This is a genomic window from Streptomyces sp. NPDC054887 (assembly GCF_053610585.1).
Genome location: NZ_JBSGYQ010000011.1, coordinates 57,347 through 77,854, shown reverse-complemented (window position 1 = coordinate 77,854; position 20,508 = coordinate 57,347). Strand labels below are relative to the sequence as shown.

The 20,508-nt window shown below is 71.2% G+C and carries 15 protein-coding genes; 13 read left to right on the top strand and 2 right to left on the bottom strand.

Features of this window, described 5'->3' with window-relative positions:
• Nucleotides 1-19 precede the first annotated feature (19 nt).
• From nuoE to recQ, 11 genes are all read left to right on the top strand, one after another.
• Nucleotides 20-841: an NADH-quinone oxidoreductase subunit NuoE gene (gene nuoE, locus ACWGH0_RS08840; RefSeq protein ID WP_453403453.1), complete on the top strand. Its 822-nt coding sequence runs from the start codon at nucleotides 20-22 to the stop codon at nucleotides 839-841.
• Nucleotides 838-2,199 (top strand): NADH-quinone oxidoreductase subunit NuoF, encoded by a 1,362-nt coding sequence (gene nuoF / locus ACWGH0_RS08835; RefSeq protein ID WP_453403452.1) that lies wholly within the window; start codon nucleotides 838-840, stop codon nucleotides 2,197-2,199. Before nuoE ends, nuoF begins: the two co-directional genes overlap by 4 nt.
• Nucleotides 2,196-4,700 carry an NADH-quinone oxidoreductase subunit G gene (locus ACWGH0_RS08830; RefSeq protein ID WP_453403451.1) on the top strand — a complete coding sequence of 835 codons (2,505 nt, stop codon included), beginning with the start codon at nucleotides 2,196-2,198 and terminating at the stop codon, nucleotides 4,698-4,700. Before nuoF ends, ACWGH0_RS08830 begins: the two co-directional genes overlap by 4 nt.
• 5 nt (nucleotides 4,701-4,705) lie before the next feature.
• Complete coding sequence (gene nuoH, locus ACWGH0_RS08825; RefSeq protein WP_453403514.1) at nucleotides 4,706-6,058, top strand: NADH-quinone oxidoreductase subunit NuoH; 1,353 nt, start codon at nucleotides 4,706-4,708, stop codon at nucleotides 6,056-6,058.
• Entirely contained in the window at nucleotides 6,051-6,701 is a 651-nt protein-coding gene (nuoI, locus tag ACWGH0_RS08820; protein WP_453403450.1) for an NADH-quinone oxidoreductase subunit NuoI, read from the top strand. The genes nuoH and nuoI overlap by 8 nt, the downstream gene beginning before the upstream one ends.
• On the top strand, nucleotides 6,698-7,579 hold the full coding sequence (locus ACWGH0_RS08815) for an NADH-quinone oxidoreductase subunit J (RefSeq protein ID WP_453403449.1): 882 nt from the start codon (nucleotides 6,698-6,700) through the stop codon (nucleotides 7,577-7,579). The genes nuoI and ACWGH0_RS08815 overlap by 4 nt, the downstream gene beginning before the upstream one ends.
• The gene (gene nuoK / locus ACWGH0_RS08810) at nucleotides 7,576-7,875 is read left to right on the top strand and encodes an NADH-quinone oxidoreductase subunit NuoK (RefSeq protein WP_069927518.1); all 300 of its coding nucleotides are present in this window, start codon (nucleotides 7,576-7,578) and stop codon (nucleotides 7,873-7,875) included. The genes ACWGH0_RS08815 and nuoK overlap by 4 nt, the downstream gene beginning before the upstream one ends.
• 15 nt (nucleotides 7,876-7,890) lie before the next feature.
• Complete coding sequence (gene nuoL / locus ACWGH0_RS08805) at nucleotides 7,891-9,831, top strand: NADH-quinone oxidoreductase subunit L (RefSeq protein WP_453403448.1); 1,941 nt, start codon at nucleotides 7,891-7,893, stop codon at nucleotides 9,829-9,831.
• Nucleotides 9,832-9,836: 5 nt separating this feature from the next.
• A complete protein-coding gene (locus ACWGH0_RS08800) occupies nucleotides 9,837-11,414 on the top strand; it encodes an NADH-quinone oxidoreductase subunit M (RefSeq protein ID WP_453403447.1) in 1,578 nt (525 codons plus the stop codon).
• On the top strand, nucleotides 11,411-13,066 hold the full coding sequence (gene nuoN / locus ACWGH0_RS08795; RefSeq protein WP_453403446.1) for an NADH-quinone oxidoreductase subunit NuoN: 1,656 nt from the start codon (nucleotides 11,411-11,413) through the stop codon (nucleotides 13,064-13,066). The genes ACWGH0_RS08800 and nuoN overlap by 4 nt, the downstream gene beginning before the upstream one ends.
• Nucleotides 13,067-13,207: 141 nt before the next feature.
• Nucleotides 13,208-15,280: a DNA helicase RecQ gene (gene recQ, locus ACWGH0_RS08790; protein ID WP_453403445.1), complete on the top strand. Its 2,073-nt coding sequence runs from the start codon at nucleotides 13,208-13,210 to the stop codon at nucleotides 15,278-15,280.
• 51 nt (nucleotides 15,281-15,331) lie between these two features.
• Here recQ and ACWGH0_RS08785 read toward each other — a convergent pair whose 3' ends face one another.
• On the bottom strand, nucleotides 15,332-15,940 hold the full coding sequence (locus tag ACWGH0_RS08785; protein WP_453403444.1) for a Uma2 family endonuclease: 609 nt from the start codon (nucleotides 15,938-15,940) through the stop codon (nucleotides 15,332-15,334).
• Nucleotides 15,941-16,043: 103 nt separating this feature from the next.
• Complete coding sequence (fahA, locus tag ACWGH0_RS08780) at nucleotides 16,044-17,273, bottom strand: fumarylacetoacetase (RefSeq protein ID WP_453403443.1); 1,230 nt, start codon at nucleotides 17,271-17,273, stop codon at nucleotides 16,044-16,046.
• An 856-nt stretch (nucleotides 17,274-18,129) separates the two neighbouring features.
• Between fahA and ACWGH0_RS08775 the strand changes: the two genes are divergently transcribed.
• Nucleotides 18,130-19,140 (top strand): polyprenyl synthetase family protein, encoded by a 1,011-nt coding sequence (locus tag ACWGH0_RS08775; protein WP_453403442.1) that lies wholly within the window; start codon nucleotides 18,130-18,132, stop codon nucleotides 19,138-19,140.
• Between the two features lie 116 nt (nucleotides 19,141-19,256).
• A complete protein-coding gene (locus ACWGH0_RS08770; protein WP_453403441.1) occupies nucleotides 19,257-20,267 on the top strand; it encodes a CHRD domain-containing protein in 1,011 nt (336 codons plus the stop codon).
• Nucleotides 20,268-20,508: the final 241 nt, after the last annotated feature.

Here is a 20,508-nt window from a genome sequence, read left to right as displayed (position 1 = left end):
TCAAGAGGTGAGTCTGGGGATGCCGCAGCTCCCCGCTCCCGACTACCCGGCCGACGTACGCGCCCGGCTCGACGCGGACGCCGCCCAGGTGGTCGCCCGCTACCCCGACAGCCGCTCCGCGCTGCTGCCGCTGCTGCACCTCGTGCAGTCGGAGGAGGGGCACGTCACCCGCACCGGCGTGCGGTTCTGCGCCGAGACGCTCGGCCTGACCACCGCCGAGGTCACCGCCGTCTCGACCTTCTACTCGATGTACCGGCGCAAGCCGAGCGGCGACTACCAGGTGGGCGTCTGCACCAACACGCTGTGCGCGGTGATGGGCGGCGACGCGATCTTCGACGAGCTGAAGCGGCACCTCGGCGTCGGCAACAACGAGACGACCGAGGACGGCAAGGTCACCCTCGAACACATCGAGTGCAACGCGGCCTGCGACTTCGCTCCCGTGGTGATGGTCAACTGGGAGTTCTTCGACGACCAGACGCCCGAGTCCGCCAAGCGCCTCGTCGACGACCTGCGGGCCGGACGGCCCGTGCGGCCCACCCGCGGCGCGCCCCTGTGCACGTACAAGGAGACCGCCCGCATCCTGGCCGGCTTCCCCGACGAGCGCCCCGGCGCCGTCGAGGCGACCGGCGGCGCCGGACCCGCCTCGCTCATCGGGCTCAAGCTCGCCAAGGGCGAGGCGCCGCAGCACCGTGTGGTCCACCCGCGCGCGGAGGCCCGGCAGGACGGGACGCCGCACGATCCTTCGCCGTCCGAGCACCTCAGCTCGCACGACGCTCCGCAGCAGACCTCGGCGTCCGACCCCGCTCACCCGGCCGGACTGGAAACCGAGGAGGGGGAGTGATGACCTTGGCAGCCGAGATCAACGAGACCAGCCCGGAAAAGCTGCTCTCACCCGTCCTGTCGGCGTTCTGGGACGAGCCGGAGTCCTGGACCCTGGACACCTACCGGCGGCACGAGGGGTACGAGGGCCTGCGCAAGGCGCTCGCCATGTCGCCGGACGACCTCATCGCGTACGTCAAGGACTCCGGTCTGCGCGGCCGCGGCGGCGCGGGCTTCCCCACCGGCATGAAGTGGCAGTTCATCCCGCAGGGCGACGGCAAGCCGCACTACCTGGTCGTCAACGCGGACGAGTCGGAGCCCGGCACCTGCAAGGACATCCCGCTCCTCTTCGCGAACCCGCACTCCCTCATCGAGGGCATCGTGATCGCCTGCTACGCGATCCGGTCGAACCACGCCTTCATCTACCTGCGCGGCGAAGTCGTCCCCGTACTGCGCCGGCTGCACGAGGCCGTGCGGGAGGCGTACGCGGCGGGCTTCCTCGGCGAGAACATCCTCGGCAGCGGCCTCGACCTCGAACTCACCGTGCACGCGGGCGCCGGCGCGTACATCTGCGGTGAGGAGACCGCGCTGCTCGACTCGCTCGAAGGCCGGCGCGGCCAGCCCCGGCTCCGTCCCCCCTTCCCCGCCGTCGCGGGTCTTTACGCGTGTCCCACCGTGGTGAACAACGTCGAGTCCATCGCGTCCGTTCCCGCGATCCTCAACAAGGGCAAGGACTGGTTCCGCTCGATGGGCAGCGAGAAGTCCCCGGGCTTCACGCTGTACTCGCTGAGCGGCCATGTCACCAACCCCGGCCAGTACGAGGCCCCGCTCGGCATCACGCTGCGCCAGCTGCTCGACATGAGCGGCGGCATCCGCGCCGGACACCGGCTGAAGTTCTGGACCCCCGGCGGCTCGTCGACCCCGATGTTCACCGACGAGCACCTCGACGTCCCGCTGGACTACGAGGGCGTCGGCGCGGCGGGCTCGATGCTCGGCACCAAGGCGCTCCAGTGCTTCGACGAGACGACGTGCGTGGTGCGGGCCGTAACCCGCTGGACCGAGTTCTACGCGCACGAGTCGTGCGGCAAGTGCACGCCGTGCCGCGAAGGGACGTACTGGCTCGTCCAGCTCCTGCGCGACATCGAGGCCGGCAAGGGCCGCATCAGCGACCTCGACAAGCTCAACGACATCGCCGACAACATCAACGGCAAGTCGTTCTGCGCGCTCGGCGACGGCGCCGCGTCCCCGATCTTCTCCTCGCTCAAGTACTTCCGGGCGGAGTACGAACAGCACATCACCGGCAAGGGCTGCCCCTTCGACCCGGCCAAGTCGACCGTCTGGGCCGACAAGCCCGCCCACCCCACGGAGGTGAACGCATGACCGTCACGACAAGTGCTCCCTCCGGAGGCGGCGAGGCGGCGGTCCCGCCCGAAGATCTGGTCTCGCTCACGATCGACGGCATCGAGATCTCCGTCCCCAAGGGGACGCTGGTCATCCGGGCCGCCGAGCTGCTCGGCATCGAGATCCCGCGCTTCTGCGACCACCCGCTCCTCGACCCCGCCGGCGCCTGCCGCCAGTGCATCGTCGAAGTGGAGGGCCAGCGCAAGCCCATGGCGTCGTGCACCATCACCTGCACCGACGGCATGGTCGTCAAGTCCCAGCTCACCTCGCCGGTCGCCGAGAAGGCCCAGCGCGGCGTGATGGAACTGCTGCTGATCAACCACCCGCTGGACTGCCCGGTCTGCGACAAGGGCGGCGAGTGCCCGCTGCAGAACCAGGCGCTCTCCCACGGCGACGCGGAGTCCCGCTTCGACGGGAAGAAGCGGACGTACGAGAAGCCCGTCCCGATCTCCACACAGGTGCTGCTGGACCGCGAGCGGTGCGTGCTGTGCGCGCGCTGCACCCGCTTCTCCAACCAGGTCGCCGGCGACCCGATGATCGAGCTGATCGAGCGCGGCGCGCTCCAGCAGGTCGGCACCGGCGAGGGCGACCCCTTCCAGTCGTACTTCTCCGGCAACACGATCCAGATCTGCCCGGTCGGCGCACTGACCTCGGCGGCGTACCGCTTCCGGTCGCGGCCCTTCGACCTCGTGTCGTCGCCGTCCGTCTGCGAGCACTGCGCCGGCGGCTGCGCGACCCGTACCGACCACCGGCGCGGCAAGGTCATGCGGCGCATGGCCGCCGACGACCCCGAGGTCAACGAGGAGTGGATCTGCGACAAGGGACGCTTCGGCTTCCGCTACGCGCAGCGTCCCGACCGGCTCACCACTCCGCTCGTACGCAACGGGGCGGGCGTACTGGAGCAGGCCAGCTGGCCCGAGGCGCTCGAAGCGGCGGCCCGGGGACTGTCGGCGGCGCGCGGCCGGGCCGGTGTCCTGACCGGCGGCCGGCTCACCGTCGAGGACGCGTACGCGTACGCCAAGTTCGCCCGCGTCGCCCTCGACACCAACGACATCGACTTCCGCGCGCGCGTGCACAGCGGCGAGGAGGCCGACTTCCTGGCCTCCCGGGTCGCCGGGCGCGGCATCGACCTCGACGGCACGGGCACGACGTACACGGCGCTGGAGAAGGCGCCCGCCGTCCTGCTCGTCGGCATCGAGTCCGAGGAGGAGGCCCCCGGCGTCTTCCTGCGGCTGCGCAAGGCCCACCGCAAGAGCGGGCAGCGCACCTTCGCCGTCGCCACGCACGCCACCCGGGGCCTGACAAAGGCGGGCGGCACGCTGCTGCCCGCCGCGCCGGGCACCGAACCGGAGTGGCTGGACGCGCTCGCGGGCAGCACCGGGCTCGACGCCGAAGGGCTCGCGGCCGCCGAGGCGCTGCGCGCCGAGGGCGCGGTGATCGTCGTCGGCGAGCGGCTGGCCGCCGTTCCGGGCGCGTACACCGCGGCCGTACGGGCCGCCGCGGCGACCGGCGCCGCTCTGGTGTGGATCCCGCGCCGGGCCGGTGAGCGCGGCGCCGTCGAGGCGGGCGCGCTGCCCGCCCTGCTGCCCGGCGGCCGTCCGGCCACCGACCCGCGCGCGCGGGACGAGGTGGCGGCGGTCTGGCGGGTGGCCGAACTGCCGAGCCGCTACGGGCGCGACACCGGTCAGATCATCGAGGCCGCGGCCACCGGTGAGATCGCCGCGCTGCTCGTGGCGGGCGTCGAGGTCGCGGACCTGCCCGACCCGGTGCGGGCGCGGGAAGCGCTCGACCAGGCCGGATTCATCGTCTCGCTGGAGCTGCGGCCGAGCGAGGTGACGGACCGGGCGGACGTCGTCCTTCCGGTCGCCGCCGTCGCGGAGAAGTCCGGCACCTTCCTCAACTGGGAGGGCAGGGCCCGGATGTTCGAGGCCGCGCTGAAGCCCGACCAGATGACGCGCACGCTCGCCCCCGGCGACGCGCGCGTGCTGCACATGCTCGCGGACGCGCTCGACGTCCACTTCGCGCTGCCGGACGTACGGGCCGTACGCCGCGAGATGGACCGGCTCGGCGCCTGGGGCGGGGCGCACGCCACCGACCCCGCCGAGACGGCCAAGGCGCTGCCCCGCCCCACCGACGGGGAGGCCGTCCTCGCGGGGCACCGGCTGCTGCTCGACCAGGGCCGGCTCCAGGACGGCGACGAGGCGCTCGCGGGCACCCGCCACGCGGCCGTCGCCCGGCTCTCCGCCACCACCGCGGCCGGCACCGGCGTCAAGGACGGCGACCTGCTCGCCGTCACCGGACCCGCCGGAACCGTCGAACTTCCGCTCCAGGTCACGGCGATGCCCGACCGCGTGGTGTGGCTGCCGCTGAACTCGGCGGGCGGCGGCGTCGCCACCGACACCGGCGCGGTCCCCGGACAGGTCGTCCGCATCGGCCCGGCGGCCGCCTCCGCCACCGACGTACCGGAGGTGCTCGCGTGAACACGATGCTTCTCGCGGCCGAGGACCTGTCCATGTTCGGGCGCGACCCGTGGTGGCTCGTCGTGGTCAAGGCCGTCTTCTGCTTCGCCTTCCTGATGATCACCGTGCTGTTCTCCATCGTGTGGGAGCGCAAGGTCGTCGCCTGGATGCAGCTGCGCATCGGCCCCAACCGGCACGGTCCGTGGGGTCTCCTCCAGTCCCTGGCGGACGGCGTCAAGCTGATGCTCAAGGAGGACGTGAACGTCAAGCGGGCGGACAAGGTGGTCTACGTCCTCGCTCCGATCGTCGCGGCGATCCCGGCCTTCATGGCGATCGCGGTCATCCCGTTCGGCCCGGCCGGCAACGAGGTCTCGATCTTCGGACAGCGCACCACGATGCAGCTGACGGACCTGCCGATCGCGATGCTCTACATCCTCGCGGTCGCCTCCGTCGGCATCTACGGCATCGTCCTCGCGGGCTGGTCGTCCGGCTCGACGTACCCGCTGCTCGGCGGTCTGCGCTCCTGCGCGCAGATGATCTCGTACGAGATCGCCATGGGCGCGGCCTTCGCCTCGGTGTTCCTCTACTCCGGGTCGATGTCGACCTCGGCGATCGTGGAGGCGCAGCACGACCGCTGGTTCATCGTCCTGCTGCCGGTGTCCTTCATCATCTACGTCGTCACGATGGTGGGCGAGACGAACCGCGCCCCGTTCGACATGCCGGAGTCCGAGGGCGACCTGGTCGGCGGCTTCAACACCGAGTACTCGTCGATCAAGTTCGCGCTGTTCATGCTGGCGGAGTACGTCAACATGGTCACCGTCTCGGCGGTCTCGGTCACCCTCTTCCTGGGCGGCTGGCGGGCCCCGTACCCGGTCAGCACGTTCTGGGAGGGCGCGAACCACGGCTGGTGGCCGATGCTCTGGTTCGTCGTCAAGGTCCAGCTGCTCCTCTTCTTCTTCATCTGGCTGCGCGGCACGCTTCCCCGCGTGCGCTACGACCAGCTGATGAAGCTGGGCTGGAAGGTCCTGATCCCGGTCTCGGTGGTCTGGCTGATGCTGGTCGCCACGGTGCGCGCGATGCGCAACGAGAACATGGAATTCCAGAACATCGTGCTGTACGTCGCCGGGGCGATCGTCGCGGTCCTGCTCCTGTCCTTCGTCGCGGACGTCTTCCGCGACAAGAAGGAGCGGCAGCAGGCCGCGAAGGACGGGGCGGAACCCCCCGCGTTCGACCCGATGGCGGGCGGATTCCCGGTGCCTCCGCTGCCCGGGCAGGAGTTGCCACCGGTGCCCCGCAGGCGGCCGCGCCACGAGCGCGAGCTCATTGTCAGTGGTGGGCCGGACACTATGAGTGACGGTAAGGAGGCCGACGATGCCTGACACCTCGAATCCGGGGGAAGCCCCCCGGACGCCCTGGCAGAATCCGGTGGCCGGCTTCGGCGTGACCTTCAAGGCCATGTTCAAGAAGCGGCTGACCGAGCAGTACCCGGAGCAGCAGAAGACGACGGCGCCGCGCTTCCACGGCCGGCACCAGCTCAACCGCCACCCGGACGGGCTGGAGAAGTGCGTCGGGTGCGAGCTGTGCGCCTGGGCCTGTCCGGCCGACGCGATCTACGTGGAGGGCGCGGAGAACACCGAGGAGGAGCGTTACTCCCCGGGCGAGCGCTACGGCCGCGTCTACCAGATCAACTACGCCCGCTGCATCCTGTGCGGTCTGTGCATCGAGGCGTGCCCCACCCGCGCGCTGACGATGACCAACGAGTTCGAACTGGCCGACAGCAGCCGTGAGTCGCTCATCTACACCAAGGAGCAACTGCTCGCCGGCCTGGAGGAGGGCATGGTCGAGGCGCCGCACTCGGTCTTCCCCGGCATGGACGAGCAGGACTACTACCGGGGCCTGGTCACCGAGGCCGCGCCGGGCACGCAGCGGCAGGTGGCGCTGAGCAACGGCGAGCGGCCCCAGGAGGCCGCGTCGACCTTCGGCGAGGGCGAGCCCACGACGGAGAAGGTGGTCGGGGGATGAACGCTTTCGCCGCCTCCGCCACTTCGACGGGCGAGGCCGTGCAGTTCTGGGTGCTCGGCACGGTCGCCGTCGTCGGCGCCCTGTGCACCGTCCTGATGAAGAAGGCGGTGCACAGCGCGCTGTGCCTGGCCGGGACCATGATCGTCCTGGCCGTCTTCTACCTCGCCAACGGCGCGTACTTCCTCGGCGTCGTCCAGATCGTCGTCTACACCGGCGCGATCATGATGCTGTTCCTCTTCGTCGTCATGCTGGTCGGCGTCACGGCCGCCGACTCCCTGAAGGAGACGCTCAAGGGCCAGCGCTGGCTCGCCGCCGGCTGCGGTCTCGGCTTCGGCATCCTGCTGATCGCCGGCATCGGGCAGGCATCGCTGAGCACCTTCAACGGACTCGGCCGGGCCAACGCCGCCGCCGGGGGCAACGTCGAGGGCCTCGCCGAGCTCATCTTCACCAAGTACGTCTTCGCCTTCGAGCTCACCGGCGCCCTGCTCATCACGGCGACCGTCGGCGCGATGGTGCTCACGCACCGGGAGCGCACCGAGCGGGCGAAGACGCAGCGGGAGCTGTCCCAGGAACGCGTACGCGGCAAGCACCTGCCGCCCCTGCCCGCACCCGGCGTGTACGCCCGGCACAACGCGGTGGACATCGCCGGCCTGCTGCCGGACGGCACGCCCTCCGAGCTCACGGTCAACAGGACCCTGCGCGGGCGCGGTCAGGTCCGCGACGTGTCGCGGGAGGCGATGGCGGACCTCAAGGCGCTGGAGCAGCGCGCCGAGGAGCGGCTCGGCCGCGGGGCGGACCCCGGGGCGAGTCCCGGGGCCGACCGCGAGGCGAGCCGTGGGGCCGGTCGTGACCAGGACGAATCGGAGGTCTCCCAGTGAATCCGGTCAACTACCTCTACCTCGCCGCGCTGTTGTTCACCATCGGTGCGGCGGGTGTCCTGATCCGGCGGAACGCGATCGTCGTCTTCATGTGCGTCGAGCTGATGCTCAACGCCTGCAACCTCGCGTTCGTCGCCTTCTCCCGCATGCACGGCAATCTCGACGGCCAGATCATCGCGTTCTTCACGATGGTGGTCGCCGCCGCCGAGGTGGTGGTGGGTCTCGCGATCATCGTGTCGCTGTTCCGGTCCCGCCACTCGGCCTCGGTCGACGACGCCAGCCTGATGAAGCTGTAAGGGGTCGCAAGAATCGTGGAGAACTTGATTGCGCTGCTCGTAGCGGCGCCTTTGCTCGGAGCGGCGGTCCTGCTGTGCGGCGGGCGGCGGCTCGACCGTGCCGGCCACTGGATCGGCACGCTGCTCGCGGCGGCCTCGTTCGTACTCGGCCTGGTGCTGTTCGGCGCGATGCTCGGGTACGACGCGGATGCGCGGACCATGCGCCAGCACCTCTACAGCTGGGTCCCCGTGGAGGGCTTCCAGGGGGACATCGCGTTCCAGCTCGACCAGTTGTCGATGACGTTCGTGCTGCTGATCACCGGGGTCGGCACGCTGATCCATCTCTATTCGATCGGCTACATGGAGCACGACGAACGGCGTCGCCGCTTCTTCGGCTACCTGAACCTCTTCCTCGCGGCGATGCTCCTGCTGGTCCTCGCCGACAACTACCTGCTGCTGTACTTCGGGTGGGAGGGCGTCGGCCTGGCGTCGTACCTGCTCATCGGCTTCTGGCAGCACAAGCCGAGCGCGGCGACGGCGGCCAAGAAGGCGTTCATCGTCAACCGCGTCGGTGACATCGGGCTGTCCATCGCCATCATGCTGATGTTCACGACCTTCGGGACCTTCGCCTTCGGGCCGGTCCTCGGGGCGGCCGGGGACGCGACCGAGGGCACGGCGACGGCCATCGGTCTGATGCTGCTGCTGGCCGCCTGCGGCAAGTCGGCCCAGGTGCCGCTCCAGTCCTGGCTCGGCGACGCGATGGAGGGCCCGACCCCGGTCTCGGCCCTCATCCACGCTGCCACCATGGTGACGGCCGGCGTCTACCTCATCACCCGGTCCGGTGCGATCTTCGACGCCGCCCCCGACGCGCAGACCGCCGTCGTGACGGTCGGCGCGGTCACGCTCCTCTTCGGTGCGATCGTCGGTTGCGCGAAGGACGACATCAAGAAGGCGCTGGCCGGCTCCACGATGTCGCAGATCGGCTACATGATCCTCGCGGCGGGGCTCGGCCCCGTCGGCTACGCCTTCGCGATCATGCACCTGGTGACCCACGGCTTCTTCAAGGCCGGTCTCTTCCTCGGCGCCGGATCGGTCATGCACGGCATGAACGACGAGGTCGACATGAGGAAGTACGGCGGCCTGCGGACGTACATGCCGGTGACCTTCGTGACGTTCGGCCTCGGCTATCTCGCGATCATCGGCTTCCCGGGCCTGTCCGGCTTCTTCTCCAAGGACAAGATCATCGAGGCGGCCTTCGCCTCGGGCGGCGCGCAGGGCTGGATCCTCGGCACGGTCACGCTCCTGGGCGCGGGCATCACGGCGTACTACATGACGCGCGTGATGATCCTGACGTTCTTCGGCGAGAAGCGGTGGCAGCCCGCCCCCGACCCGGACAAGGCGGCCGACGTCGAGCCCGGCGCCGGCGTGACGCCCGGTGAGATGCCGCACCCGCACGAGTCTCCGAAGTCGATGACGATCCCCATGATCGTGCTCGCCTTCGGGTCGGTCTTCGCGGGCGGGTTCTTCAGCATCGGCGACCGGTTCGTGAACTGGCTGGAGCCGGTGACGAAGTTCGAGCACCCGCACCCGCCGATCAGCGTTCCGGTCATCACCGGCCTGACGGTCGCCGTCCTGCTGGCCGGCGTCGCCGTCGCGTACCTCCAGTACGGCCGGGGTCCCGTGCCGGTCGTCGCCCCGCGCGGCTCCCTGCTGACCCGCGCCGCCCGGCGCGACCTGCTCCAGGACGACTTCAACCACGTCGTACTGGTCCGCGGCGGCGAGCACCTCACCCGCTCGCTGGTGTACGTCGACCACACCCTGGTCGACGGAGTGGTCAACGGAACGGCGGCCTCGGTCGGCGGGCTCTCCGGCCGGCTGCGCAAGCTCCAGAACGGCTACGCCCGCTCGTACGCGGTCTCGATGTTCGGCGGTACGGCGATCCTCATCGCCGTGACCCTGCTGATGAGGGCGGTCTGATCACGATGTCCTTTCCCCTTCTGACGGTCACGGCGGCACTCCCGGCGGTCGGCGCGGTCCTGACCGCCGCCGTGCCCGCCGGACGCCGCACGGCCGCCAAGTGGCTGGCGCTGCTCGTCTCGCTGGCGACGCTCGTCCTGGCGGCCCTCGTGGTCGTCCGCTTCGAGCCGGGCGGCGACCGCTACCAGCTCACCGAATCGCACGCCTGGATCCCCGACTTCGGAGTCAGGTACGAGCTGGGCGTGGACGGCATCGCCGTCGCGCTGATCGCGCTAACGGCGCTGCTCATTCCCTTCATCATCCTGGCGGGCTGGCACGACGCCGACCCCCTGGAGACCAAGAGCTCGCGCTGGCGTCCCACCCAGGGCTTCTTCGCGCTGATCCTGATGGTCGAGGCGATGGTGGTCCTCTCCTTCGAGGCCACCGACGTCTTCCTCTTCTACATCTTCTTCGAAGCCATGCTCATCCCGATGTACTTCCTCATCGGCGGCTTCGGGGACCGGGCGCACGCGGGCACCGACGGGGCGGCGGCCACCCAGCGTTCGTACGCCGCCGTCAAGTTCCTCCTCTACAACCTGGCCGGCGGGCTGATCATGCTTGCCGCCGTCGTCGGCCTCTACGTCGTCGCCGGCAGCTTCTCGCTCCAGGAGATCGTCGAGGCGCGCGCGAGCGGCGACCTGGAGATGGCGACCAACACGGAGCGGCTGCTGTTCCTGGGCTTCTTCTTCGCCTTCGCCGTGAAGGCGCCGCTGTGGCCGCTGCACACCTGGCTGCCCAACGCCATGGGCGAGGCGACCGCCCCGGTCGCCGTGCTGATCACGGCGGTCGTCGACAAGGTCGGCACCTTCGCGATGCTGCGCTTCTGCCTCCAGCTCTTCCCGGAGGCCAGCAAGTGGGCCACGCCCGTGATCATCGTGCTGGCGCTGGTCAGCATCATCTACGGCGCGCTGCTCGCGGTCGGCCAGCGCGACATCAAGCGCCTGATCGCGTACGCGTCGATCTCGCACTTCGGCTTCATCGTCCTCGGCATCTTCGCGATGACGAGCCAGGGCCAGTCGGGCGCGACGCTCTACATGGTCAACCACGGCATCTCGACCGCCGCGCTCATGCTGGTGGCCGGCTTCCTCATCACCCGGCGCGGGTCGCGGCTCATCGCGGACTACGGCGGTGTGCAGAAGGTCGCCCCGGTGCTGGCCGGGACGTTCCTGGTCGGCAGCCTGGCGACGCTGTCGCTGCCGGGGCTGGCGCCGTTCGTCAGCGAGTTCCTGGTCCTGGTCGGCGCGTTCGCGGCGTACCCGGCGGCCGGGATCGTCGCCACCCTCGGCATCGTCCTCGCCGCGCTCTACACGCTGGTCCTGTACCAGCGGACGATGACCGGACCGGTCAGGGCCGAGGTGCGGGCCATGCCCGACCTCAAGGCCCGTGAGCTGGTGGTCGTCGCCCCGCTGATCGCGCTGCTGCTGCTCCTCGGCGTCTTCCCCAAGCCGTTGACGGACATCGTGAACCCGGCCGTGCAGCACACCATGAACGACGTCCGGAAGACGGACCCCACCCCCGAGATTGAGGCGGAGGCGGCCAAGTGAGCGCATCAGATGTCCACAGCCTGTGGACGACGGTCGCGGCGCCCGGCGCCGAGGGCGGTTTCACGGCCCCGCACATCGAGTACGCGCAGCTGTCGCCGACGCTCATCGTCGTGGGCGCGGCCGTTCTTGGCGTACTCGTCGAGGCGTTCGTGCCGCGCAGGGCGCGGTACTACGCACAGCTCTTCCTGTCGGTCGTGGCCGTCGCCGCCGCCTTCGCGGCCGTCGTCGCGCTCGCGGCCGGCGGGTACGGCACCACGAAGGCCCAGATCGCGGCGGAGGGCGCCATCGCGGTCGACGGCCCGGCGCTCTTCCTCCAGGGCACGATCCTGCTGGCGTCGCTGGTCGCCGTCTTCACCTTCGCCGAACGCAGGCTCGACCCGGACGCGCACGGCAGCCGCGTCGACTCGTTCGCCGCGCAGGCCGCGTCCGTGCCGGGCAGCGACAGTGAGAAGGCGGCGGTCAAGGCCGGGTTCACCACCACCGAGGTGTTCCCGCTCATGATGTTCGCGGTCGCCGGAATGCTCGTGTTCCCGGCGGCCAACGACCTGCTGACGCTGTTCGTGGCGCTGGAGGTCTTCTCCCTCCCGCTGTACCTGCTGTGCGCCGTCGCCCGCCGCAAGCGGCTGATGTCGCAGGAGGCGGCGGTGAAGTACTTCCTGCTGGGAGCCTTCTCGTCGGCGTTCCTGCTCTTCGGCATCGCGCTGATGTACGGGTACGCGGGCTCGGTGTCGTACGCCCGGATCGCGAGCGTCGTCGACGGGACGGTCAAGCAGATCGACCCGGCGCTCGCCGACACCATGGGCAACGACGCCCTGCTGCTGATCGGCGGGGCGATGATCCTGACGGGGCTGCTCTTCAAGGTCGGCGCGGTCCCCTTCCACATGTGGACCCCGGACGTCTACCAGGGCGCTCCCACACCGGTCACCGGGTTCATGGCCGCCGCGACCAAGGTCGCCGCCTTCGGCGCCATGCTGCGGCTGCTCTACGTCGTGCTGCCGGGCCTGCGCTGGGACTGGCGGCCGGTGATGTGGGCCGTCGCGATCGTCACCATGCTGGGCGGCGCGATCGTCGCGATCACCCAGACCGACATCAAGCGGCTCCTGGCGTACTCGTCGATCGCGCACGCCGGGTTCATCCTGGCCGGTGTGATCGCCACCAGGCCCGAGGGCATCTCCTCCGTCCTCTTCTACCTGCTGGCGTACTCCTTCGTGACGATCGGCGCGTTCGCGGTGGTCACGCTGGTGCGGGACGCGGGCGGCGAGGCGACGCACCTGTCGAAGTGGGCGGGGCTGGGGCGGCGCTCGCCGCTGGTGGCCGCGGTCTTCGCGGTGTTCCTGCTGGCCTTCGCCGGGATTCCGCTGACGTCCGGCTTCGCCGGCAAGTTCGCGGTGTTCAAGGCGGCGGCCGAGGGCGGCGCCGGGGCGCTGGTCGTGGTCGGTGTGATCTCCTCCGCGATCGCCGCGTTCTTCTACATCCGGGTGATCGTCCTGATGTTCTTCAGCGAGCCGAAGGCGGACGGCCCGACGGTCGCCGTGCCCTCGGCGCTGACGACGACGGCGATCGGGGTGGGCGTCGCGGTGACGCTGGTGCTCGGTGTCGCGCCCCAGTACTTCCTCGACCTGGCCGGCCAGGCGGGAGTCTTCGTCCGCTGAGGCCCGCCACGGCCCGTACGGGCATGATCGCCGCCCGGCGCCCCTCCTCGAAGGGGTGCCGGGCGGCAGCTTTTGGGCGGTGGTGTCAGTGGGTGCCCCTATCGTGGGGAGCCGGGCACGGTACGTACGGGGGACAGAGCGATGGACGGGACAGGTGGCATGGTCGAGGCCGGTGAGGTGACGCGGAGCGACGCCCTTCAGACGCTGCACCGGGTCTTCGGGTACGACGCGTTCCGCGGCGAGCAGGCCGCGGTCATCGAGCACGTCGTGGCCGGCGGGGACGCCGTCGTGCTGATGCCGACCGGCGGCGGAAAGTCGCTCTGCTACCAGATTCCGGCGCTGGTCAGGCCCGGTACGGGCATCGTGATCTCGCCCCTCATCGCGCTGATGCAGGACCAGGTCGACGCGCTGCGGGCGCTCGGCGTGCGGGCCGGGTTCATCAACTCCACGCAGGACTTCGGCGAGCGGCGCGCGATGGAGGCGGAGTTCCTGGCCGGGGAGCTGGACCTGCTCTACCTGGCGCCCGAGCGACTGCGGCTGGACGCGACGCTGGACCTGTTGTCCCGGGCCAAGATCTCCGTCTTCGCCATCGACGAGGCGCACTGCGTGGCCCAGTGGGGCCACGACTTCCGGCCGGACTACCTGAGCCTGTCGGTGCTGGGCGAGCGGTGGCCCGAGGTGCCGAGGATCGCGCTCACGGCGACGGCGACCCACGCCACGCACCGGGAGATCACGCAGCGGCTGGGGATGCCCGAGGCACGGCACTTCGTGGCCAGCTTCGACCGCCCCAACATCCAGTACCGCATCGTCGGCAAGTCGGACCCGAAGAAGCAGTTGCTGTCGTTCCTGCGTGAGGAGCACGCGGGGGACGCGGGCATCGTCTACTGCCTTTCGCGCAACTCGGTCGACAAGACGGCGGAGTTCCTGTGCCGCAACGGCATCGACGCGGTGCCGTACCACGCGGGGCTCGACGCGGGGACGCGCGCGGCGCACCAGTCCCGGTTCCTGCGCGAGGAGGGCCTGGTCGTCGTCGCGACCATCGCGTTCGGCATGGGGATCGACAAGCCGGACGTGCGGTTCGTCGCGCACCTCGACCTGCCGAAGTCGGTCGAGGGCTACTACCAGGAGACGGGCCGCGCCGGCCGTGACGGGCTGCCGTCGACGGCGTGGATGGCGTACGGCCTCCAGGACGTGGTGCAGCAGCGCAAGATGATCCAGGGCGGGGAGGGCGACGAGGCGTTCCGGCGGCGCGCGGCGTCGCACCTGGACGCGATGCTGGCGCTCTGCGAGACCGCGCAGTGCCGGCGGGCGCAGCTCCTGGCCTACTTCGGGCAGGACCCCGCCGCGCCGTCCTGCGGCAACTGCGACACCTGCCTGACCCCGCCCGAGACGTGGGACGGCACGGTGCCGGCGCAGAAGGTGCTCTCGACGGTGGTGCGGTTGCAGCGGGAGCGGAGGCAGAAGTTCGGGGCGGGCCAGATCATCGACATCCTGCTTGGCCGCAGGACCGCCAAGGTGATCCAGTTCGACCACGACCAGCTGTCGGTCTTCGGCATCGGCGAGGAGCTGACCGAGGTCGAATGGCGGGGAGTGGTGCGACAGTTGCTGGCGCAGGGCCTGCTGGCGGTCGAGGGGGAGTACGGCACGCTGGTCATGACCGACGCCAGCGCGTCCGTACTCGGCCGGGAGCGGGAGGTGCGCTTGCGCAAGGAGGCGAAGCCGGTGCCGGCCGCCCGGGCCGCGAAGGGCGAGCGCAAGGCGAAGGCGGCCGCCGCCAACGCGGACCTGCCGGCGGAGGCGCTGCCGGTCTTCGAGGCGCTGCGCGCGTGGCGGGCGGAGCAGGCGCGGGAGCTGGGCGTACCGGCGTACGTGATCTTCCACGACGCGACGCTGCGGGAGATCGCGACGGTGCGGCCGGGTTCGGTGGCCGAGCTGGGAGGAGTCGCGGGCCTCGGCGAGAAGAAGCTGGCCACGTACGGCGAGGGTGTGCTGGGGGTCCTGGCGTCGCTGGGCGGAGCGGCGGCGGGGGACGCGGAGGCCGGGGCGGCGCGGGTGGCCCCGGCGGGTCCCGTGGCCGGGGCGGCTTCCGAAGGGCCGGCCGGGCCGGCGGCCCCGGCAGGAGCGGCGGCCTCGGCGCCGGCGGGTGCGGACGGCGGGGCGGCGGACTGGGACTGGGACGCGGAGCCCGAGTGGGACACGGAGCCCCCCGAGTAGCGGTGGGCGCCGGTGGCGGGGAGGAGCTGGGCCCGGCGGGCCCAGCCCGTCCTACTGCCGGCCGCCGGCCTTCCGGCGAGGGGTGATGCGGCTGAGGTCGAGATCGACGGCGAACGGGACCGACACCTTCATGCGGTCGTGGAAGATCCCGGTGCTCGTGTAGGCCCCGGTGCTCGGCTTCAGCTCGAAGACGTAGACGACGGCGTGGCCGCCGTTGTTCTCGACCCGCCAGAAGTGCGGGATCCTGGCGCGCGCGTACTTCACCGGTTTGGTCTCACGGTCCCGCGACCTGGACTCGGGGGAGACGACCTCGATCGCCAGCCGCACCGACCCGGCGGGGAACCGGGTCTGCTCCGGGTCCTCGACGACGTCCCCGTTCACGACGATCACGTCGGGCTCGGGCCGGTTGTAGCGGTCGATGTCGATGGTGAACTCGCGCACCACCTCCAGCTCCGGCGGGGCGACGGACTGAAGTTGCCAGTTGAAGAAGTCGACCGCCCGCGAGTGAAAGAGGGTCTGTGGACTCCCGAAGACGAGGCTCCCGTCGATCAGCTCCGTGTGCGGAGGCAGATTCGGAAGCCGGTCCGGGTCGTCGGCGGTCCAGCCGCCCGGGGGCGGGACCGGCCACGTGGGCTCCGGGTCCTCGGGTACGACGCTCATCAGTGCTCCCACGGGACGGAGTCTGGCGGGTCCGTCCAGCGTACGGCGGGTGCTCGCGAGCGGCTCCCCCGTTCGTGTGTACGGGGGAGGCTCGCTCAATCCGTCACTCCGATGCCGGAACGATCCGCCCAGTGACCTCGCCCAGGCCGACCCTCGTCCCGTGCGGGCCCGGCGCCCACGCCGTCATCGTCACCTCGTCGCCGTCCTCCAGGAACGTGCGCTTGCCCGTGGCGAGTTCGATGGGGTCCCGCCCGTTCCAGGTGAGTTCGAGGAGCGAACCCCGCTGATTCACCTCGGGGCCGCTGACCGTGCCCGAACCGTAGAGGTCGCCCGTCCGCAGCGAGGCACCGTTCACCGTCATCTGGGCGAGCTGCTGCGCGGCGGTCCAGTACATCGTGGAGAACGGGGGAGCGGAGACCACCTCCCCGTTGATCTTCACCTCGATGCGGACGTCGTAACCGCCCGGCTCCTCCTCGTCGCTGTCGTCGAGGTAGGGGAGAAGGGGGAAGTCGCGGGCCGGCGGAGCCGTATGGGCCGCTTCCAGCGCTTCCAGCGGGGTCACCCAGGCCGAGACGGAGGTGGCGAAGGACTTGCCGAGGAAGGGCCCGAGCGGCACGTACTCCCATGCCTGGATGTCCCGCGCCGACCAGTCGTTGAGGAGGAACAGGCCGAAGACGTGCTCCCGGAAGTCCGCGAGGGGGACCGGCGTGCCGTGCGTGGACGGGGTGCCGACCACGAAGCCGACCTCCGCCTCGATGTCCAGCTTGACCGAGGGGCCGAAGACCGGCGCCGGGTCCGTCGGCGCCTTGCGCTGGCCGCTGGGGCGCACCACGTCCGTACCGGACACGACGACCGTGCCGGCCCGGCCGTGGTAACCGATCGGCAGGTGCTTCCAGTTGGGGGTCAGCGCGTCACCGTCGGGGCGGAAGATCCTGCCGACGTTCGTGGCGTGGTGCTCGCTCGCGTAGAAGTCGACGTAGTCGGCGACGTCGTAGGGCAGGTGCAGCGTGACCTCGGCGACCGGGTGCAGCAGCGGCTCGATGTCGGCCCGGTGCGCGGGGCTCGTGACCCACGCGGTGAGGGCCCGGCGCACGTCCCGCCAGGCGGTACGTCCCGCGGCGAGCAGCGGGTTGAGCGTCGGCTGGGCGAGCAGCGCGGCGTACGGGGAGCCCAGGGTGAGCGCCGCCGCCCCCGCGTCCAGCACATGGCCGCCGATCCGCACACCGACCCGGCGGCGCTCGGGCTCGTCCGCGGTGGAGAAGACGCCGTAGGGGAGGTTGTGCGGGCCGAAGAGGTCGCCTTCGGCCAGGTCGAGCGGGCTGTGCTCGGGCATCGGTGCTGCCTCGCTTTCCAGGTCGTGGAGGACAACACGTTACGTGGGAGTCGCCTGGGACGGCAGTGCCTGAAGAGTGTGCAATGTCCGAAAGGGCCTTGCTGGAGTGGGGAATTCCGGCTCGGCGTCGTCCGGTCGGCCATCGGTGCGGAGGAGCCCGAGCGGATCGCCGGGAGCTGCTGCCGGACCGGCCTCCGGCTCGGCTCCGGGCTCGGCCTCCGGAGCCGCCGGCCGGCCGTTCCGGTGCCCACGGACAAAGAGGCGGCGGTGCCGGTCGCCGGCGCCAGGACGCGCGCGCCGGTCCTCTCCCGGCCCCCCGGCCGCGGCGGCACGGCAGGACCGTGCGAGCTGTGCGGAACGTACGGCGTGCCCTCGCCGGTGGCCGCCCGGCACGTCCGCCGAGGTGGCGGCACTCACGGCCGAAGCGCGCCTGCGCGCCACGCGCGACGCGCCGCAGTGCGGCACACCGAGCCCCCCAGGCGGCGAGGCGTCCCGAGGGCATGTCCGTACGCGCCCGGCCGCCCCCCCGCCCCCGCCGCGCAGCCCCCCCGTCCCGAGGGCGTGTCCGTACGGGCTCGGTCGGGGTTGGGGTGGGGGAAGGTCCGGAGCGGGCGGCGGACGCGCGGCCGGGCGGCTCCGCCGGGGGCGCGAAGGCGGCTCGGACACGGGCGCGCGGCAATGCGCCCACTCCCGTGCGTATCAGGTGAGAGCGGAAGATACCGGTGCCCATCGGACTGTGCTCCGGGCGACGGGAAGGCGCTCACTGTGATCGAAAGGCGACCGGATAGGCTGACTTGAGTGAAGACAGCGACACATCGACAATCCGTGTGATCGTCAGCAGACAGGAGTGACCCTCGTGACCGTCGTCGGGCCGTTCGGACTGAGCGTGCGGGACCAGGCTCTTGAGACCGATGTCCAGACCGGATTGGCAGCTGTCGAGGAAGGACTGCTCGACGCTACCAAGAGCGAGGTTTCCTTCATCACGGAGGCCGCCCAGCACCTGGTACGGGCCGGGGGCAAGCGGTTCCGGCCGCTGCTGGTCATGCTGGCCGCGCAGTTCGGTGACCCCCACGCGCCGGGCATCGTGCCCTCCGCCGTCGTCGTCGAGCTGACGCATCTGGCGACGCTGTACCACGACGACGTGATGGATGAGGCGGACGTACGCCGCGGGGTGCCCAGCGCCAACGCCCGCTGGGGCAACTCGGTCGCGGTCCTGACCGGCGACTTCCTCTTCGCCCGCGCTTCGCGCATCCTGGCGGACCTCGGTCCCGAGGCCGTACGGATCCAGGCCGACGCGTTCGAGCGCCTGGTCACCGGCCAGATCCTGGAGACGGCCGGACCGCGCGAGGGCCAGGACCCCGTCGGGCACTACCTGGACGTCATCGCGGGCAAGACGGGTTCGCTGATCGCCGTCTCGGGGCGCTTCGGCGCCATAATGGCCGGCGCCGACGAGCGCGTCGTCGACATCCTCACCCAGTACGGCGAGCGCCTCGGCACCGCCTTCCAGCTGGCCGACGACGTACTCGACATCGCCAGCGACAGCCACGAGTCAGGCAAGACGCCCGGCACGGACCTGCGCGAGGGCATCCCCACGCTTCCGGTCCTGCTGCTGCGCGCGCAGGCGGCCGAGCACGGGCGTCCCGAGGACGTGGAGCTGTGCGAGCTGCTGGACGGCGACCTGTCGGACGACGCCAGGCTCACCGAGGTGCTGCGGCGGCTGCGCGCCCACCCGGCCCTCGAGCAGGCGCGGCGCGACACCATCCGGTACGCCGAGGACGCCAGGGCCGTGCTCGCGCCGCTTCCCGAGTGCTACGCGAAGGCGGCTCTCGAGGAGCTGTGCGACGCCGTCGTGCACCGCGCCGGATAGCGCACGCCGTGTGACGCGCGTCACACGGTCGCTGTGAGTCCGCGACCGGATTCTCTCCGTATCCATGCAGTGAAGCCGGCGCACGGGCGGCGGCACTGGCACGGGGAGATCCGGTCATGAACGGAACGGGTACGGCGACGGCCGGCGGTCGTCGCGGCGTCCTCATCAGCACCGTCGCGGTCGCGGTGGCGGGCCTCGCGCTCGCCGCGAGCCCCGCCGCCGCCGGCGGCGCGGGGCCGTCCGCGCGGGGCGGCGCGGAGAGCGGAGCGTCGTACTTCGTGGCCGCCCTGAACGGCGCCAACGAGGTGCCGGTCACCGGTGGCCCCGCCGCCGGTGACAAGGACGGCGTCGCGCTGGAGTTCGTCAAGATCAAGGGCGGCACGGTGTCGTTCGCCGTGAAGTGGCGCGGCACCGGCAGACCCACCGCGCTGCACATCCACCAGGGCGCCAGGGGCGTCAACGGCGGCATGAAGATCGACCTCACCGAGCAGCTCGGCGTGCGCGAGGGCCGGGGCGTGGGGCAGGGCCGGGCCGAAGCCGCCCGCCACGGTGAGTGGCGGACCGCGACCGGTGCCGTCAAGGTCGCGGACGCCGCGCTGCTCACCGCGTTCGAGACCGCCCCCACGGGTTTCTACGCCAACCTGCACACCGCCGAATTCCCCGGCGGCGCGGTGCGCGGCCAGTTCCACGCGGTCGCCGGCGGCTTCGACACCGGCCGCGCGCTCCGCGCCTTCTCGGCCCCGGTGCTCAAGGGCGAGCAGATCTACGGATGCGAGGAGGGGCCGGACGGCCGGCGCGCGTTCCGGCAGCGGGACGTACGGGCCGTACTCGCCGGAGGCATCGCCCACTCCTTCGTACGGCCGAACTCCGGTACGCCGCAGTGGATCGCGCCCGACGGCAGCGCGGTCACCGGCTCGGTCGTCAGCAGGACCCCGAACGGCGACGGCAACATCCCGGAACTCGTCCTGCGGGCCGAGCAGGCCGGTGCGAAGCACGGGCTGCTGGCGCGGACCGCCGAGATCCTGCGGCTGAACACGGTCGGCGGCACGGCGCCGGCCGGCGACTGCGAGACGGGTGCGCGGGCGGCGGTTCCCTATCAGGCGGACTACGTGTTCCTGCCGCGCTGAGCGCCGACCCGGCGCGAAATGGATGCAAGGGGCAACCGTCGTGATCGCTCTCTGGCGGGGGAGACGCCGGCGCCCGATGTCATCCCCGAGCAGTACATGGATCGAGCCCGGGGTCTGACGCTTCGGGGCCGTTGTTTTGGTCAGATGAGAAGCACCACTCACCACCGATTCGGGTGAGAATGGCGGCGCGGGGTGGACGAGTGCAACTGGACGACGGCCGCCGACCACGGAGGTAGGGCAC